Annotated in this window: 19 protein-coding genes and 1 pseudogene; 12 read left to right on the top strand and 8 right to left on the bottom strand. The window is 43.8% G+C overall.

Features of this window, described 5'->3' with window-relative positions:
• Positions 1-69: 69 nt before the first annotated feature.
• From CFT61_RS03625 to CFT61_RS03600, 7 genes and pseudogenes are all read left to right on the top strand, one after another.
• Positions 70-1,200 carry an ATP-binding protein gene (locus tag CFT61_RS03625; RefSeq protein WP_089543125.1) on the top strand — a complete coding sequence of 377 codons (1,131 nt, stop codon included), beginning with the start codon at positions 70-72 and terminating at the stop codon, positions 1,198-1,200.
• Between the two features lie 16 nt (positions 1,201-1,216).
• Positions 1,217-2,068, top strand: a pseudogene (locus CFT61_RS03620) (P-loop NTPase fold protein); the annotation flags it as partial.
• Positions 2,069-2,334: 266 nt separating this feature from the next.
• Positions 2,335-4,635, top strand: a complete 2,301-nt coding sequence (locus CFT61_RS03615) for a hybrid sensor histidine kinase/response regulator (protein ID WP_089543124.1) — start codon at positions 2,335-2,337, stop codon at positions 4,633-4,635.
• A complete protein-coding gene (locus CFT61_RS03610; protein ID WP_089543123.1) occupies positions 4,632-5,948 on the top strand; it encodes a sigma-54-dependent transcriptional regulator in 1,317 nt (438 codons plus the stop codon). Before CFT61_RS03615 ends, CFT61_RS03610 begins: the two co-directional genes overlap by 4 nt.
• A 230-nt stretch (positions 5,949-6,178) precedes the next feature.
• Positions 6,179-6,808 carry an RteC domain-containing protein gene (locus CFT61_RS03605; protein ID WP_089543122.1) on the top strand — a complete coding sequence of 210 codons (630 nt, stop codon included), beginning with the start codon at positions 6,179-6,181 and terminating at the stop codon, positions 6,806-6,808.
• Positions 6,809-6,941: 133 nt separating this feature from the next.
• Positions 6,942-7,103, top strand: coding sequence for a hypothetical protein (locus tag CFT61_RS16810; protein ID WP_171479883.1), 162 nt, complete (start codon positions 6,942-6,944; stop codon positions 7,101-7,103).
• 22 nt (positions 7,104-7,125) lie between these two features.
• Positions 7,126-7,680, top strand: coding sequence for an N-acetyltransferase (locus CFT61_RS03600; RefSeq protein ID WP_254918837.1), 555 nt, complete (start codon positions 7,126-7,128; stop codon positions 7,678-7,680).
• Positions 7,681-7,804: 124 nt separating this feature from the next.
• Here CFT61_RS03600 and mobC read toward each other — a convergent pair whose 3' ends face one another.
• From mobC to mobA, 3 genes are read right to left on the bottom strand one after another with little or no spacing between them, the layout of a single operon-like run.
• Positions 7,805-9,811: a conjugal transfer protein MobC gene (gene mobC / locus CFT61_RS03595; RefSeq protein WP_089543120.1), complete on the bottom strand. Its 2,007-nt coding sequence runs from the start codon at positions 9,809-9,811 to the stop codon at positions 7,805-7,807.
• A 37-nt stretch (positions 9,812-9,848) separates the two neighbouring features.
• Entirely contained in the window at positions 9,849-11,102 is a 1,254-nt protein-coding gene (gene mobB / locus CFT61_RS03590) for a conjugal transfer protein MobB (RefSeq protein ID WP_089543119.1), read from the bottom strand.
• Positions 11,087-11,506 carry a conjugal transfer protein MobA gene (gene mobA, locus CFT61_RS03585; RefSeq protein WP_089543118.1) on the bottom strand — a complete coding sequence of 140 codons (420 nt, stop codon included), beginning with the start codon at positions 11,504-11,506 and terminating at the stop codon, positions 11,087-11,089. Before mobA ends, mobB begins: the two co-directional genes overlap by 16 nt.
• A gap of 822 nt (positions 11,507-12,328) precedes the next feature.
• Between mobA and CFT61_RS03575 the strand changes: the two genes are divergently transcribed.
• The 5 genes from CFT61_RS03575 (at position 12,329) to CFT61_RS03560 (ending at position 14,975) form a co-directional block, all read left to right on the top strand.
• A complete protein-coding gene (locus tag CFT61_RS03575) occupies positions 12,329-13,087 on the top strand; it encodes a ParA family protein (protein ID WP_089543116.1) in 759 nt (252 codons plus the stop codon).
• Positions 13,088-13,091: 4 nt separating this feature from the next.
• Positions 13,092-13,538 carry a DUF3408 domain-containing protein gene (locus tag CFT61_RS03570; protein WP_089543115.1) on the top strand — a complete coding sequence of 149 codons (447 nt, stop codon included), beginning with the start codon at positions 13,092-13,094 and terminating at the stop codon, positions 13,536-13,538.
• 25 nt (positions 13,539-13,563) lie between these two features.
• Entirely contained in the window at positions 13,564-14,208 is a 645-nt protein-coding gene (locus CFT61_RS03565) for a hypothetical protein (RefSeq protein WP_254918836.1), read from the top strand.
• A 19-nt stretch (positions 14,209-14,227) separates the two neighbouring features.
• A complete protein-coding gene (locus CFT61_RS16805; RefSeq protein ID WP_005823744.1) occupies positions 14,228-14,395 on the top strand; it encodes a hypothetical protein in 168 nt (55 codons plus the stop codon).
• Between the two features lie 82 nt (positions 14,396-14,477).
• Positions 14,478-14,975, top strand: coding sequence for a DUF3408 domain-containing protein (locus CFT61_RS03560; RefSeq protein WP_227740970.1), 498 nt, complete (start codon positions 14,478-14,480; stop codon positions 14,973-14,975).
• A 307-nt stretch (positions 14,976-15,282) separates the two neighbouring features.
• On the opposite strand, the gene CFT61_RS03555 is transcribed toward CFT61_RS03560, so the two are convergent.
• The 5 genes from CFT61_RS03555 to CFT61_RS17170 form a co-directional block, all read right to left on the bottom strand.
• The gene (locus CFT61_RS03555) at positions 15,283-16,560 is read right to left on the bottom strand and encodes a PcfJ domain-containing protein (RefSeq protein ID WP_089543112.1); all 1,278 of its coding nucleotides are present in this window, start codon (positions 16,558-16,560) and stop codon (positions 15,283-15,285) included.
• A complete protein-coding gene (locus CFT61_RS03550; protein WP_004312216.1) occupies positions 16,557-16,982 on the bottom strand; it encodes a PcfK-like family protein in 426 nt (141 codons plus the stop codon). Before CFT61_RS03550 ends, CFT61_RS03555 begins: the two co-directional genes overlap by 4 nt.
• A 23-nt stretch (positions 16,983-17,005) precedes the next feature.
• Positions 17,006-17,245: a DUF6926 domain-containing protein gene (locus tag CFT61_RS03545; protein ID WP_089543111.1), complete on the bottom strand. Its 240-nt coding sequence runs from the start codon at positions 17,243-17,245 to the stop codon at positions 17,006-17,008.
• Positions 17,246-17,257: 12 nt separating this feature from the next.
• A complete protein-coding gene (locus CFT61_RS03540) occupies positions 17,258-17,482 on the bottom strand; it encodes a hypothetical protein (protein WP_068855719.1) in 225 nt (74 codons plus the stop codon).
• 12 nt (positions 17,483-17,494) lie between these two features.
• Positions 17,495-17,881: hypothetical protein (locus CFT61_RS17170; RefSeq protein ID WP_254918835.1), on the bottom strand; the 387-nt coding region annotated here is incomplete at its 5' end.

Genomic DNA, 17,881 nt, shown 5'->3' with positions numbered 1-17,881 from the left:
AGCCCGTTTTTTTTGTAAAATTCGCCAATTAAAAAAATATGATTATCTTTGCATTATATTTTATAAGGTATGGAAACAGTAAATAGAATACTTCAAGAGAAGATTACAGCACGAATCGCGCCCAATAAAGCAGTACTGATTTTTGGTGCTCGCCGTGTTGGTAAAACGGTAATGATGCGTAAAATTGTGGACAACTATTCAGGTAGGACGATGATGCTCAACGGCGAAGACTACGACACATTAGCACTATTGGAGAATCGCTCAATAGCCAATTATCGGCATTTATTGGATGGTATTGATTTGCTGGCTATTGATGAGGCACAGAACATACCACAAATCGGTAGTATTCTGAAGTTGATAGTTGATGAAATACCGGGAATAAGTGTCTTGGCAAGTGGTTCTTCGTCATTCGATTTGCTGAATAAGACTGGTGAACCGTTGGTCGGCCGCAGTACGCAATTTCTCCTTACACCATTCTCGCAACGGGAAATCGCACAGACGGAAACGGCACTTGAAACCCGCCAGAACCTCGAAGCGCGCTTGATTTACGGTTCCTATCCCGAAGTAGTAATGATGGAGAACTATGAACGTAAAACAGACTACCTACGTGATATTGTCGGTGCATACCTGCTTAAAGATATCTTAGCAATTGACGGCTTAAAAAATTCGAGCAAGATGCGCGATCTACTGCGATTGATAGCTTTTCAGTTGGGCAGCGAAGTTTCTTACGAAGAGTTAGGTAAACAACTCGGCATGAGCAAGACGACCGTTGAAAAATACCTCGACCTATTGGAAAAGGTCTTCGTTATCTATCGTCTGGGGGCTTATTCGCGTAACCTACGCAAGGAGGTTACAAAAGCTGGCAAGTGGTACTTCTACGACAACGGCATTCGCAATGCCATTATCGGGGCTTTCTCACCGCTGGCCATTCGGCAGGATGTCGATGCGCTGTGGGAGAACTACATCATCGGAGAGCGGCGCAAAGCGAACTTCAATGAGGGACTGCACAGGGAGTTCTATTTCTGGCGCACCTACGACAAACAGGAAATCGACCTGATTGAGGAGAGTGCCGACAGTCTTACCGCCTTGGAGTTCAAGTGGGGAAATAAAATGCCGGCCGCACCGAAAGCCTTCCAAGAAGCCTATCCCTATGCCGAGTTTCATGTGGTAAATCGGGAGAATTATTTGGAGTTCGTATAATCAATAAATTACGTATATGGAAACAAAACTACAATCCAAACAGCAATATCCGCGGTTTATCCAAAATAAACCGTGTGGTATTGACAAATTCGATGTAGGTTCGCAAGAAAGGTTGGCAAAAACTATTGCTCGCCATTTTTGTCAGAATGATTCATTGGATGAGGAATGTACTTTACCTCGAATTATCGGCATCGAAGGTATTTGGGGATCTGGAAAATCCAACGTGGTTAAAATGTTGGAACGTGAATTATCAGACGACTATTACTTTTTTGAGTATGACGCATGGGGACATCAAGAGGACTTGCAACGCCGCTCTATATTGGAATTGCTTACAAGCAAACTTATTGATGATGGTATCCTATCTGGAAATGCAACAATAAAAGTCAAAGGTGGAGGTACGAAAACCGTATCATGGTCTGAAAAGCTGAAATATTTATTAGCCCGTAAAACGGAGACCGTAACCGAAAAATATCCCCTTATCAGTAATGGTATGGTTGCGGCATTTTTGGTTGCAGTTTTAACTCCGATATTTACATTTATTGCGTATGCAGTAAAACCTACACCCACAACATGGTGGTTTTCTTTATTGTCTATTATCATAGCTGCACTGCCAGTTCTTATTGCATTGTGCGTTTGGAAATGGGCATATAGCAAAGATCATAAATATGGATGGAGTTATATGTTAGCTATTTATCAAGATAAAGTCGAAAAGGACGTTTGCTATGAGACTTTGAGCGAAGACGAACCAACGGTTTACGAGTTCAAAACATGGATGCAAGACATTTCTGATTTTATCAAGGAAAAAGGACAACGTAAATTAGTCCTTGTTTTTGACAACATGGATCGTCTCCCCGCTGAAAAAGTAAAAGGTTCCCTGAGTTAGCGTGATTTTCCTCCTACTCGATTTGAGTTCCATAATCTACACTTTGTTAGTTTTTGACTTTGTTGTCAATGATTATTGTTCAACAACAACTGTTTTTTTCTAACAATATACTATTTCTACCAAGAAAATACATAAAAGTTGTTGTAATATATGTAAATATTCGTCTTTGATGCTTTCTGCCATTATCTTTGCCGATTAAAATGTTAGTGCAAAGCAATAATGAAGTAATAGAAACGTAAAAAGTAAACAACATGGAACGCAAAGAACAGACCGGGCATATCTGTAGATGGATGGCTTTAGGCATCATGACTGCCATCGTCATCGTAGGATGTACCATTGTAATCGGCCTATTTGAATGGCGCGACAGAAAGGAGATTGAGTGTAGAAATGCAGAACTGCATCAGTGGCGAAAGAATGTGCATGACTTAAACTTGCACATAACGAAATTGTCACTGCTTGGTGAAATGGTTGCGGATTGGGACTCAACAGATGTAAATGAGTATCATTCGCTTCGATTGGAAGTGGACAGTATGCTTCAAGGCATCGCAGGTATCTGTCCGAAGAAAGATGCTGATACAATCTGCCATCTTTTTGCAGAAAAGGAACAGCTTCTTCTGGATATAAAGGATGCTATGCAGGAACTGAATGCCACTCAAGAAAAGCTGACCGCAGAAGTTCCAAGAATTGTAGAGCAGAATAAGACTGAAAGCAAAAGATTTTCAGCTATGCCACAGCAGGCAAAGCCAAAGAAGCGAGGTTTCTTCAGCAGATTGTTCGGCAAGAAAGAAAATGCAGTAACAACAGGAAACCGTTTAACCCAAACTGAAAAGATGCTCACCAACCTAAACCAAACGGTTGTTGCTAAACATCACCAGCAAAGCCGTAAGGTAGTGGAGATATTGGATAGTCTTGGAAACAGAAATGAAAGTATCAATAAGCAGTTGCAAAGAGTAATCAGCATAGCTGATGAGAATGTGGATAAAGGCATCAAAGTTCGTGAGCGACAAATCGCAGACTTGGAAGGCAATTATACCTATTATTATATAGGGATGATAGGATTGTTGATATTGGTGTTTTTCGTATTATTCCTATTGGTGTGGCGATTCGCATTCAAGACACGTAAGAGCAAGGAAGAAACAAGAAAGGTGATGCTGACTGTAACGCATGAGATGCGCAGTCCCTTGTCTGCCATCAAGGATTATGCTCGCAAGATTAGCGGACTTGAAGATGCTACGGATGAAAGCAAACGGTATGCCGACTTGATTGTTGACACATCGAAAGGCTTGACTTCTATGATAGACAGTTTCCTGGTTTACTCCAAATTAGCGAATGGAAAGGCGACCGTCAAGGAACGCCCTTTCCGTATGATGGACATTGCCGAGCAATTAAAAATGGAGTATGAGCCCTTTGCTGCGAAGAAACAACTGGAATTGAGCGTCAACAATAAGGCAGATGGTGTTGTCAATGGAGACAAGGAAAAGGTGCTTACAATAGGACGCAATCTGCTTTCCAATGCCATCAAATATACGGGAAAGGGTGAGATTGTATTATCCACAACCTATAAAGATGGTGTGTTCATGCTAAAGGTTAAGGATACAGGAACAGGATTGGACGACAAGCAACAAAAACAAATCTTCAAGGAATTTGCAAGATTGGGAAATGCGGTTACCCAACCGGGATTTGGCTTGGGGCTTTCCATTGTCAAGAACCTCGTTTCACTGATGAAAGGAAAAATCGATGTGTCCAGTCACCAAGGGCTGGGAAGTATCTTTACCATTAGTCTTCCTATGGCTGCAGCCGAAAAGCAGAATGTAGAACCAACTCAGTATAGAACGAAACGACAAGATTCGTTTACTGTCATTGCCATTGATGATAGCCATGTGCAACTGAGTACCATCCGTGAAGCGTTTGCATCAAACGGCATCGTATGTGACACTTGTAATAATGCCACGGATTTATTGGATATGATGCGCAAAAAATCTTATGATCTGCTGATAACGGATTTGAAGATGGCTGAAGTGAATGGTATCGAGATTCTGGAAATGATGCGTATGGTGAACGTGCGTAACTCCAAGACCATTCCTGTTGTCGTTATGACAGCAGCACCAAATGTGAGTGAGCAAGAACTGCTTGATGCAGGATTTGTCGCTTGTCTGTTCAAGCCGATGTCTGACAAGGATTTGATAAACACTGCAAGAAAGTGTGTGAATGGCAAGATAGCAGAAAAACAAATAGACTTTTCTATGTTGCTGACCTACGGCAATGAAAAAGAGACTTTGGAGAATTTCGTAAAGGAAATGACTGACACATTGGGCAGTATCCGTAATGCAGCCCAAGAGGAGAACCGCAAGAAAATGTCCGATGCCATTCACCACGCAAGAAGCTCGTGGATGATGGTACAATCTGACGAGTCTTTGAACCATCTCTTTGACCTGATTGAAGATTCTACATCATCAGACGACGTTATCAACCAAGCGGTTGAGGATGTTTTCGCACATGGTGAGGCAATCATCAAAGCCGCACAAAAGAAAATTGAGGAGGTAACAGCATGAAGAAAGTAATAATCATTGAAGACAGCCCTACATTTTGCAATATGTTGGGCAAGAAGTTGGAAGCGAAGGGATGGAAAACAATCTTATGCTACAATTACAGAGATGGTCTGAAAGCTGTGAGGGAATCCTCTGAATGGGATGTTGTCATTTCGGATATGCGCTTGGGGAATGATAACGGTATCGACCTGTTGGAATGGATGCGTAGTAACGGCTATCAGAATCCATTTATTATCATGACATCTTACGATGAAAGCATGAGTGCCGTGAGGACTATGAAATTGGGAGCAGAAGACTATATACCGAAGAAATTGTTGCTTGATGTAGTTTATGAACGTTTGGAAGAAATCATAGACAAGCAGAAACGACTCGTAGAGTTGAATAACAAGATTGTTTACCGCAAAAGTGAGAAGTTTCGCCGTATATACAAAATGGCAGAATTGTTTGCCAAAAGCGACATGGCTGTTATGATATTGGGAGACAACGGAACAGGCAAAGAACATATAGCGGAAAAGATACATCTGCAAAGCAAAAGAGCCGACAAGCCTTTTGAAGTAGTAGATTGCGGTACGCTTTCTGCGGAACTTGCCGTTTCCGCTCTCTTCGGACATGAGAAAGGAGCATTCACAAGTGCAGACGCAGCAAGAAAAGGTTACTTTGAATTGGCTGCTGGAGGTACGCTGTTCTTGGACGAGATAGGCAACCTGCCGAAAGACGTACAGGCGATGCTGCTGCGTGTGTTGCAATCCAAGAGCTACCGACCATTGGGAGCTACAAAAGATAAAGTGGCTGATGTGCGCATTATTGCCGCCACCAACGAAAACCTGCAAGAGGCAGTTCGGGAAGGACGATTCAGAAGCGACCTGTATTATCGACTTCACGAAGCGGTTATTGAGATTCCACGATTGCGAGATTGCAAGGAAGATATTATGCCATTAGCTAACTTCTTTCTGAAACTATATGATAGGCATACGGACAAAGAAATAAAATGTATCAGTAAGGAAGCGCAAAGGGCACTTGTAAGCCATACATGGCCAGGTAATGTGCGTGAGTTGAAATCATGTATCATGCGAGCTATGCTGTTATGCGAGAATGAGATAATAGATGTCGAGGACTTGCAGTTGTCACAATCGACATTGACAGAAGAGGCTTTGGACTTTGATGAACAAGAACGCAAGATCAATCGAGAGCGTATCTTGTGGGCTTTGAAGCAATGCAATGGCATCAAGCGTGATGCGGCAAAAATGTTGGAAATGAGCCATACTACATTCTATGCCCGTATGAAAGAGTATGGTATTCCTACTAATAAGTTGTAATGGTATAGGAACCGTGTAAGGAAGATTGGACGAGTGTCCGGTTTTCCTTACACTATTTCTGCTTGCAATTTCCTCGTGAAAATCTTATTCTCTTGATAAAGTTGCTGATTATCAGGAAATATCATCATCCTATTGTTTAGTTTGTCTTGGAATGGCATAGGTATTGGACTAATAAATGGTGTGCGCAAGAATACATCAAATTAGTACAAACCCATAAAAGAGACAGCAACATGGAATACAACATATTGATAGAGACTGATTTTTTCAACTTGCTGAATGCAGGTCATAAGAACAAAGGTGGTAACGCTTTGGAGAACTCATATCGTGAGTTTATCAAGGTTGTGGTTGATTTATGCAGCACCAACGTGAAGCAAGCGGTCTTTGCACTGTCATACGCAGAGACCGAGCTTGACTTTTATCTGTCAATGCCCCATATAAAGGATTGTTTGGGAACCGTAGGCTTGTATGTGCGCAAAGCAATTGCATTTGTCCGCAGAATGCAAGAGCATGTGGCAGCAACATATCATCTTCATGTGACCACATCCACTTCAGAAGCCTCTCCGCCAGTATCATCAGAATCAAAGCCATTTGTGAAATGGACTGGCAATGCCGTTGACCTTGTAGAAATGGTATATGGCATCTGCGTCATGGGAAGCGTGAACGATGGCGATGTGAAGTTCAAGGACTTGGCGCAAGCCATGTACCAGTTCTTTGGTATCAAAGCCAAGGACTGCTATCGTTTCTACACCGACATCAGAAGACGCAAGAACTATAGTCGCACCTATTTTCTGGACAAGATGCAGGAGAAGTTGAATGAGAAAATGCGGAGGGATGATGAATTGGAAAGAATGAGGAGATGAAAATGCATGAAGTTGGTATTTGGAATTTTTTCGTAGAAATTCAACAGAAAGTTAACAAAAAGTTTGGTAAAGTGAAAATAAAAGCATATTTTTGCAGATTAAATAAGTACATAACATTAAAAACAAGAAGATTATGGCAATAGAAATTAAAACAATACCTGTCCTTCATGGTGAGGCAGCAGCTCGTTTCGTTGAAGCGGCTGATGAGGCATTGGAAAAGCGTGGCTCCATTGACTTCTCCAAGCAAGTAGCCAAGGCACGTGCTATATTAAAACGTTCAAAACTGTACATTTAAAATGTTAGAGCAATGTGATTTTATGGAACTGACAGAGGAAGTCTTGCAGCAATGCAAAGGCTTCACTTGTAAGGATGAGGACATAACAGAGTTCTTCACCCAAGACTATGCTGACTATGCCTATCAGTTGCTTGGAAAATCATATTGTTTTGTTAAACCAGATACATCTGAAATAGTCTGCGCATTTACAGTCGCTAATTCGAGTGTAAAAGTAGATTCACTTCCTTCAAACCTTCGGAATAAGCTTAATAGGCAGTATCCAGCAGTGTTGGTTGGACAGTTGGCAGTAAGCGATTTATTCAGTGGGCATCATGTGGGAGATGAATTGTTGGATTTCATCAAATCATGGTTTATAGACCCATTGAATAAAACAGGATGCCGATATGTCATTGTTGATGCCGTCAACCATCCGAAAGTGTTTGAATATTATCAACGAAATGGTTTCAAGTTCTTGTTTTCGTCAGATGAAGAAGAATGGACCTTTTTGCATAACAAAGGTTTAGAGCAAACAACTCCGATAGAGCCGATGAAGACACGACTGATGTACTTTGATTTGATTTATCTTCGCACAAAATAACAAATAAAAGATAATGAGCCTCTCAAGCGAGCCGTAAGGCAGCATAATAGAGGGGCGTTACTTATTTTAGGCAGTAACGAAATCCATAGGGATACGTTGCTGCCTAAATTCATTTTATCAACTATTATTGTTTCTGTATCAAGTGCTTCAAATTCTCGTTAGCAGCGATGCGTTCCAGCTCGTCCTTGACAATCTGCTTGACGTCCTCCTTTATCTGATTGTAGTTGTCCTGAATAGCTTGCTTCATGCAGTCATTGCCATTGGTATCCTTGAAATCGTTAATGATAGGGATCGGCTGATAACGACTTTCCTCCCGTTTCACTTTGTCGGTGTCAACTACAATCTCGGCATGGAAGATCTTCTGCTCTATGCGCTCGGTGAAGTTATCGGAAACGGAGCCTACAAACATACCCTGGGTGAGTCCGCTAATCTTGCTCGGCGGAATGAGACTGTCCATCTGGGTATTGATGGATGTAGAGACATCCTGACGGTTGATGGAAATGGACTGGCGCTTTTGGAGCACTTTTCCAAAACGCTCGGATAAAGTCTTGGCGGTCTCGCCAACAACTTGTCCGCTGAAGATATTACCAACGGTATTGGTAACCACCTTTGCCTCCTTGTCTCCATAATCACGGACCAATTGCGAGAAGTCCTGGAAGCCCAAGCAGACGGCAACCTTGTTGCTCCGTGCCGTAGCAATCAGGTTATCCAATCCCTTGAAATAGATGGTCGGCAACTCGTCAATGATAACGGATGATTTGAGTTGTCCTTTCTTGTTGATGAGTTTCACGATGCGGCTGTTGTACAAGCCGAGTGCAGCACCATAGATGTTCTGTCGGTCGGGATTGTTGCCTACGCACAGAATCTTTGGTTCTTCGGGATTATTGATGTCGAGCGTGAACTCGCTTGCCGACATCACCCAATAGAGTTGTGGTGAAATCATTCGTGACAACGGAATCTTTGCGCTTGCAATCTGACCCGCCAACTGCTCCATCGCCCCACCTTGCCAGGCATCCATGAACGGAGATAGGTAGTTCTCCAGTTCGGGATAGCTCGTCAGTATCGGAAAGACATCCTCGTATCTGCGGTTAAGCAATTCGATGGCATGGGGAAAGGTACAATACTTCCCGTTCTTGTAGATGCGTAAGTACCAGATGATGGCTGCAAAGAGGATAATCGGACTCTCCACGAAAAAGTCGCCCTGCTTCTGAACCCACGTCTTGTTGAGGTTGAGCATGATGGTGTATGCACTCTCATAAGCATCGGAAATATCACTCATGAAATCCGGGTGAATCGGATTGCAGCGATGACTTCTGCGAGGATCGTCAAAGTTGATGACATAGAACTGGGGCTTGACCTTATATCCATTCTGATGGTTCATCATGTGGTTGTAGGCAATCGTCGAAAGGTCGGAAAACTTGAAATCATAGATATACATTGAATACCCCTTCTCTATCTGCTGTTTGATGTAGTTGTTCACTACAGCAAAGGACTTACCACTACCCGGTGTACCTAACACGATGGTCGCTCGGAACGGATTGACCACGTTGATCCATCCTCTCTGCCATTTCTTCTTGTAATAGAATCGTGTTGGCAGATTGACGGAATACTCGTTCTCCATGAGTTTAGTCTCCTGCATGAAACTCTCGTTCTCATTATTGAACACATCCTCCATGAGGTTGTGTTTCAAGAGTCTGCTCATCCAAAGTCCTCCCATCAACAGGCAGATATAACCCGCTGTCATTGTAAATATGTACAGCGTTGCATTGCCCAAATTAGATATAGGCAACAATAATATCCACCAGTTGAGGAAGAACAAGAAGAAGCCAACAGCAAGAACCGTCCAAATCCTGTTCCAACTCATCTTTTCCGCTTTCACGCCCTTGGTTCCCAGACATGAGAGTGCCAGGAGCAGAAGCGAAAACAGCTTGGTGTAGAGAATGGAATGGAATAAACCGCCTGTACGGTTGAAGTTGATTAGGATTCTGTCAACAACCCCGATTGTCACTCCCCACATGCGCATTGCCTCATAGCAATACCAATATACATTCATAATTGCGAGTATGATACTCACAGCACGGAGAAAATCCATGATTTTTCCCAATGCTCTCAAATCGTCTTCTTGTGCCATTGTTTTTCTGTTTTGAAGTTATACCTTGATAATATGATTAAAGGTTTCTCCCTTTTCGCTTCTTTTTCTTTCTGCGTAACTCTCTATCGAATGCTGCTTCCTGTGCTTCGTTAGAAGAACCATTCCCTGCCATAAGTCCAAGACCGCTGCCGTACTCATCGAACAAGCCAGAACCATGATATTCCTGTTCCGGCATTGTGCCATCTTCCTTCGGGATGGTAAGCGGTATCGGCTGCACATTCTCGTAAGGCAAGGTGAAGTGCTCCTGCAGGGCATTGGCAGAAAGATTCGTTCCAAGCCTTGAACCATTGAAAACGCTTTGGGTGCGGTGGTCAATGAATGTTGCTCCGTAGATACGGCCGTCAGCTGTATGGCGGAAAACGACATCAATGCCCTTTGCTTTCAGCAGTTCAACGAACTTATCCTTATGGTACGTCTGCTTCAAGACAGCTTCCACGCTATGACGAGTCATCTCGGAGAGTTTCTTGTCCTCCTTGAACTTCTTGGCAGAATAAGCGAACCGCTTTTCTATCGCCTCCGCACCGACAGACCTGTCAATCTTGGAAGCCTTGAAAGGATTTCCAACCTTATTGCCCTGTCCGTCCGTGGCAGAATAGACAAAACCATGATACTCACGATCGCCTACTTCGCCTCTGACCTCCTCTAAGGATATATTATATAAGGAAAGAAGTGCACGGTATTCGCCCAAGGACTGGAACCTGTAGGTGGCGCAGAGTGATTTCACGGTGTTGGCAACCTGCTTTTTCATATTGCCTTGGCTTACATCCACCTTACGGAGCGGATTGTCTGCCTGGCGTTGCTTGCGGTCTGCCTTGTGGAGATTGTACTTCTCCTCCAAGTCACGGGTGATAGCCTTGCTCCTATGGTAGTTGTATCGGCTATCTAAACACTTGCCGTTTTCATCCACTCGGATGGTCACGATGTGCATGTGATGACGGTCGATGTCCTCATGCTTGTAAACCATGTATGGCTGGTTGCCATATCCCATGCACTCCAAGTATTCCCGTGCGATGTTCTCCATCTCCATATCCGTCAGCACATCATCAGGATGCGGATTCAGGGAGATATGCACGACAGGCTTTTCCGTTCTTATATGCGGAGAAAGGTATCGCTGGAAATCACGCAAGGCGTTGGTGATGCTCGTCTTTCCCGAACAATCATCGAAGATCTTGTTTGTAGCTAAGAGTTTTCCTTCTTCCTTGTTAATCTTCTCACCATTGTATGCCAGTGCGCCATACAATGAACTTCCGAAACTTATCTTTGCGACCATCTTTCCTCAAACTTATGGGTTAGTTCAACAATCTCACGGGTAAGAGAGACCAGTTCCCTGGTGCAATTCTCCAGCTTATAGAGCAAAGCCATCGCCTTTTTCTCTGAGAAATGACAACGGAGTTCCTTGACAACCTGGTTGTAGTTGTTGCCAATCATTCGGTACTGCGAGTGAAAAGAAGAAAGCTTGGTGTAGTATTCCACCAGCGTCTTATCCTCACGCAACACCTTGAACGGCTCGCCGAAAATGCGTGCCTTGGCAAAGACAGCCTTCGCCTTCACATCAGTCTGCTCATACATGACGAGGAATTTCATCCACTCGTCATCGTCGAACCGAAGCATCACATGGTGCGACTTCGGGTTCAGCTTGGGGATTCGTCCCCCTCGTTTTCTTTCTGTGTTCATATAAAATGGATTAAGTGGTACATATGGCAATGATGGAATTGCACAAACTATCGTCAGATTGGAACATGGGGAGCCCGACTTCGGAGAGGCTACCAACCCGGCAGGGCAAGGTCTTTGAGGTACCCTCGAACATCGGCTGCGCTCGGAAGAATGAAAAGGAACTTTTCTTCTTCACTCGCTGGCACGATGTTACGGAGAGTAACTCCAAAGGTTTTGAGTAACTCAAAACATACCTTGCTATGTCTTTGAGGACATAAAAATCCGCTTAGGGTGGATTGAAGTTAGCCTTCGTAAGAAGCTGTCCCATCCCGAATGGAAGCTGTTCGGGAAATCCTGTCCTTTGCGGAGCATCAAGCCTTGTTCTTGTCGGAACGATATGGATGCGCTATCCATTGCTTTGCCTTTCGGGTGCAAAATTACGGCTAAAAATGCGCCCTTGTAACAATGCTACCCCAGACAACCACTGCAACTATCGGCAACATGCTGCCACAGGATTTGAAAACCATTGTTTTTCGGAAATTTCGTTGTTATTTTGCAGCCAAACATTGAACCAATGATTTGAAAATATGATGAAACAAGCATTTGCAGCAACGAATAAGTCTGTCACTATTGCAGCGTCTCTTTGCATCCATGATGCTCCACTGACGTACAGACTTACTGATTCACTGTCGTACTGTCGTATGGAAATGATGAAGCATTGCAACAGTTCAAGGTCTCCATAATGGAGCAATGACCGATAGACATGGACATCAAAGTGTTCATATCTTTGAATTGGCAGGAAATCATAGAAACGAGTAATCAACAATTTAAAAAGTTAACGATATGAGTAAGACAAGATTTGTTGCGTTCGCAACACAGAAAGGCGGAATAGGAAAGTCCACCATCACGGCTCTTGTAGCCAACTACTTTCACAATGTCAAGGGTTACAATGTGGCGGTCATAGACTGTGACGAGCCACAATACAACCTTGCAGACCTGCGAGACGAGGAACTGGAACTCATCAAAAGTAGCGCCTATTTCAAGGCGCAAGCCTGTGAGCATTTCAAAAAGCTGGGCAAGAAGTCCTTCAGCGTAACGAGAAGCAATGCTGTCAATGCGCTTGACGACGCAGAGACAGTGTTGAATGAAACAGAGGTTAAACTTGACTTCATCTTCTTTGACATGCCTGGGACTATCAAAAGTGAGGGCGTCATGAAGACCTTGTCTCAGATGGATTACATCTTTGTACCCGTCAGCGCAGACCGCTTTGTTGTAGAAAGCGCAATGAGCTTCATGCAGTTGTTCCACGACAACTTTTTGACACAGGGTTGGTCGGTCACCAAGAAACTTGCTTTCTTTTGGACAATGGTTGACAAACGAGAACGCACGAGTTTGTATGATGTATATGAAGGTATGTTCAAGTCTCTCGACTATTCGGTTCTCAACACACGACTGCCAGACAGCAAACGTTTCAGAAGAGAGCTGTCGGAGAACAGAAAGGCAGTGTTCCGTTCCACCATCTTTCCATCAGACCCAAACCTGTTGCGAGGGAGTGGCATCAAGGAGTTGTCCGACGAGATTTGTGAAATCATAAAGACATGAGCCTATGGTAAGCAGAAAAATCAACACTGACGCAATAGATGAAAATCTGCTCATTGCCTCTATTGGCAAGAGCAAGATTGGCACGACAACAGCATCCATTCTTGACGGAGCTTCCCAATCCCAAGTGAAAGATACTGAAGAGAAAGAAGAGGTTATCAGGAAGTCCCAATGCTCGCAGACCGATAAGTCGCCAATTTCACGCAAGCCTCCCAAGGCTTCTTCGGAAAGTTACGATTCGGCATTCTTCAAGCGAAACGAGATAAAGACTCGTCAATGCGTTTATATCAGCCGTGAGATACACAGGAGAATTTCAAGAATAGTCAGTGTGCTCGCAAAGCATGAGTTGACAGTTGGTGGTTATATCGACCTTATTCTTGAGAGACATCTTGAAGAGAACCAGGAAGAAATCAACGGCTTGCTGAGAAAAGAGATAGATGACTGGAATGTATGACAAATAAAAAGGAATAAGCATGACAATGGAAAGTATATTCATGATAGTTTTGGTTGCATTCAATGTCTGGACTATCTATTTTTACAACAAGTTGCTCCTTGAAGTTGCGAACAATAAGGAAGAAGAGGAAAAGCCACCCATCGACCCGATGGCACTTGTAGGCAAAAGTCTTTTCAAAGTGTCCCAACTGCGGAAGAAAGAAGAAACGGAACAAAAACAAACAGAATCCATATCCGTATCGGATAATGACGTGACATTTGACGATTCTCCAAAGAGTACGGCACGGATTTCTGACGAACAGCTTGATGACGTGTTTACGAATGTTCGCATAGAAGATATTGGTGTGAAATATTCTGACAACAAGAAAGATGCCGATGTGCCACAAGCCAAAGGGTCAAGTTTTGAGGACATTGACGCAGCTGTGAATACCGTCAAGGCACCGAAAGCAACGGACAAGGAGAAAAGACATGCAGGCAAGGTTTTCCATGAGATGGATGGCAACCAATTCTATGAGAAATTCATGGAGAACAGCGAGGAGTGCAAGAAGAACATCCATGATTACGTCACCTTCTACTTGCAAACTCACAAGATTGTAGAGATTTCCAAGCCAAAGAAAGAGTTTAAGGTGTCAGACAGTATAGAGGACTTCAATATCCTCGACTTTGTATAACAATTTAATAAGGAGAATTATGGAAAGAACAGAAGAGAACAATGCAACAAAGGATAGATTTGCACATGTGGGCAAAATATTCTCGGAAATGGACAGCGAAAAGCTACAAGCTGAAATCGCAGAACGCTCAAAGATTATTAAACGCAAAATAGATGCGTTGATGGAATTGCATATGTCAGGTATCTGACAAAAACTGTTGAGGTTGGATTTTCAATAGTCAACAAGTATTTCAATAGCAGAGAATTTGTATAACAATTAAAAAAATGATTATGGCAGACAAAACAAAAAACTGTGGTAAAGGACAACTCACTTCGACAGATGCCAAGGAGTTGTATGAGGCTTTCATGAGAAATTATGAAGAGACAATGGAGGAAGTTGGTAAACAGATTGACGCTTGTCTTGAAGAGACATTTCAAGACCGTACATCGTCAACTATTTCCGACAAGGAGGAGTGTTTTGATGAAGATGCAGCATATGAGAATTATGATGTGGGTGAATTTGAGCCAATCGACAGAATGGAGAAAGAGCGTGCTGAGCAGTATGTCGGTAAGTTCATGGCAAATGCAGGTTTTACCGCAAGATATGGCAGACATGTTGGCATCAGCGAGGACATTCATGAGCGTGTGACTAAATTTGTCAGTATCGTAGGCAAGGGAAAGATTTCCATTGCAAGTTATGTGGATAACATCATCAACGAACACTTCAATGCCTATGCAGCCGAAATCAAGGCTGCATTCGATGAAGGTCTCAAGTCGTATCGCCTCTGACAATAAATTAAGAGTACGCCAATGAAAAAGAAAGACTACGGCTAAAATCTCAGCTTGCCACTGAATCCATAGGACGGCATCATGCCGCATTAGTAAGCAAAAGTGTCAATCGCCAGATGGGACTATCTCCCAAGGAACAGAAAAAAACGATTTATGAATAAAGGACAGTCCTTTTTATTGGGGGCTGTCCTTTGTTCTTTGCAAGCATCGCAGATAAGGAAAAGGCGGTTTCTTTGCCACTTTCTTTTCCGCTCCTCGGCTCAAGAAAGTGGCGGAACGAATTTTCATCGCTCCGCCCTTATGGATTTCATGTCGTTGCAACCATACGCTGCTCTATAAGTCTTGCATTGCTGTTCACCAAGTTGATGATGTCGGCATGGTGCTCGGTGTCCTTGTTCTGTAGTCCGTGGCATTGTACAACTTTCATCTGTTCGAGTGAAAACTCCACGGTCTCAACCCTTTGTTCGGCTATTCTTGCAGAGAAGATGATGCAGTCGGGATTGAGTGAGTAGTTTGTACCGCTGCCTACACAATGATGCATCGCCTTGCCCTCAAGAACGTGCTCCCTGACGCTTTCAAGCATTCTCACCACGATATTGCCGTCCGTGAACATCAAACCGAAGAAACGGCTCTTCATTTCCTTGAATTTGTCCTCGTTCTTCAATGCCTTGCGTATCTCCTCCTCGGTGCGCTCCTTTTCTTTCTTTGCTCTGATTTTCTCGGATATTCTGTCGTGCTCGGCTTCAAGGTTGTCGGGGCAAATGTAATGTGGACTTCTGATGTCCTTGCCCATTTCTACCAACATACAGATGTAGTCCGCCCATTTGCCGATGTCTGTAATAAGGTAATGGTTGCGGTTGGCTATCTTGTAGGCATTCCAACAAGTTTCCAAGTGCCGTGGGTGGTCTATGAAGTAGCGGACGTGTCCGTAACGGCATTGTTTCATCATCGTTTCGATGCGGTGGTCTGTCAGCATCGCCTTGAACAATGTAAGCGGTTCGATGCCGTGAAACGCTCCGTCAAAGCCGTTGCGCCATATCTGAGGAATGACTTTCATATCGGGGCAGACCGGAAATGAAGCAATATGCTGATAGGTGGTGTTGTCCCTGCGCAGTTCAATGTCGGAGTCGTAGCAGAACGTGTCCATATAGATACCCATTGTGCGCTTGCGTGCCATAACCTCCACCTTGCCTTTCTCGTTCATCCAATAGCGTGCCACCTCCCAACAACAGATGTCTGCCTTTTGTCCCTTGCGGTAATAGGCTTTCATCTGATATGCTCGCATGAGTTGCAGTCCCTTACGCTCGGTGAGTACGCTGAAATAGGTAGAAGACATTGCCTTCTGTCGCTTGGTGCGCTGTACTTCCAACTTTGCCTTACACTTCGGGCAGACACATTTGTCCGCATCCTCGTCCGTAGTCCAAGTGTGTCCGCAGTCCATGCAAGTGGTCTGTCCGTGCTTCAACTGAAAGGCATAGTGGTCAAGACATTCACGGAATGCCCATTGCATTTGCGCTCCCTTGATAGGTCGTAACCCCTTGTTTGAGGTTACGACTTGCTTCTGATATTTCGTTCTTGGTTTCATAACGTGTCGAATAATGATGGTTGGTGTACTTCTGTTTCCGTTCTCTGTGAGGTGCGCTTGGCGGTATCTCTGTTACGCATCTTGTTCATCTGCTCTTGCTGATATTGGCGGATGGCTTCCTGTCTTGCTTGTGCCTTCTCCTCCTCGGTGAGTTCGATGTGGTGGTTGACTGACACTTGGCAGTTCAGAGGTTTGCCGACCTCGATGTCCTTCTCCTCGTAGTAGTGGATGGCTTGCCCATATATCTCGTCATCGCAAAAGCCGTTGCAACCGCTCTTCTGTACCCAATTAAGGATATAGGTCACGCAATCGTCTATGTTCTTGTCGGGGTTGTCATACTTGGCTGCAAAGAGTTCGTCCTCCATAGCACGCTCCTCCAAATAGGCTTGTATGGTTCTCTTGAAATATTCCGTAGTGTTCATATCTGATGTTGTTAAAGGGTTCGTTACTCGTGATAGATGATGTCGCAGTCCTCAACTTCTGTAGGCAGTCCGAAGAACGGATAATGGCTGAAGTAAGGTTCTGTGCACATGTCCTCGTTGTATCTTGGACTTACTATCTCTATATTGTTCTTGCGCATGGCTTCGTCCACCATACGGATTTCCTCGTCTGTCAGTCCGCTTGCATCGCCATTGATGATGTAGCAGAGTGACCATGTAGGTATCGCTTCAATGCTTCTGTTCATATCGCTTGCTCATTAAATGGTTTGCTTGATTAGCTCAATCGTGTATTTCGGGTTCACCTCGTTGAAGATGAAGTCCACGAAATCACGTCTTGCGTCCTTGTTCAACTCTCTGTAGATGTCCTTGAATGATGTGATGTTACCATTGATGTATGTGTCCACCATATACTCAAAGATGTTGTCCACCTCATAATATCTGCACTGCTGTGATGCAGTCTTTGAATGTCTTTTTGTTCCCATATTCTTGTATGCTTAAAGTGTCAATAACCAAATGAAAGTCCCAATCAGCACCGCCACCGAGAATATTGCTATGATGATGCCGAAGATGAACTTCACAATTCCCAATATGACTTCACCGACTATGCAGAGAGCCATATATCCCAACCAAGCCACCAAAGTGATGAGGGTTGAGCCGACTGCGGAGAGTAATCTCCACCAAGTCTGTGTTATATTGATGTTTGTTGTCATATAGCCTTGAATTAAATTTATTTGCGGTTCCAGGAGCTGAAGGGAAGTTCTCGTTTCTTCACCTTTTTGTCGCTCCCTTTTCCGACATTTTTTTTGCGTCTTCCTGTCGCATCGGTCGTTTCGTTTCAGGTGCCTTTCAAGGGCGGCGAGGCTGGAAATACAAGGTTTTTC

The sequence above is a fragment of the Segatella copri genome (assembly GCF_002224675.1).
GTDB lineage: Bacteria > Bacteroidota > Bacteroidia > Bacteroidales > Bacteroidaceae > Prevotella > Prevotella copri_U.
This window is presented reverse-complemented; position numbering and strand designations above follow the sequence as displayed.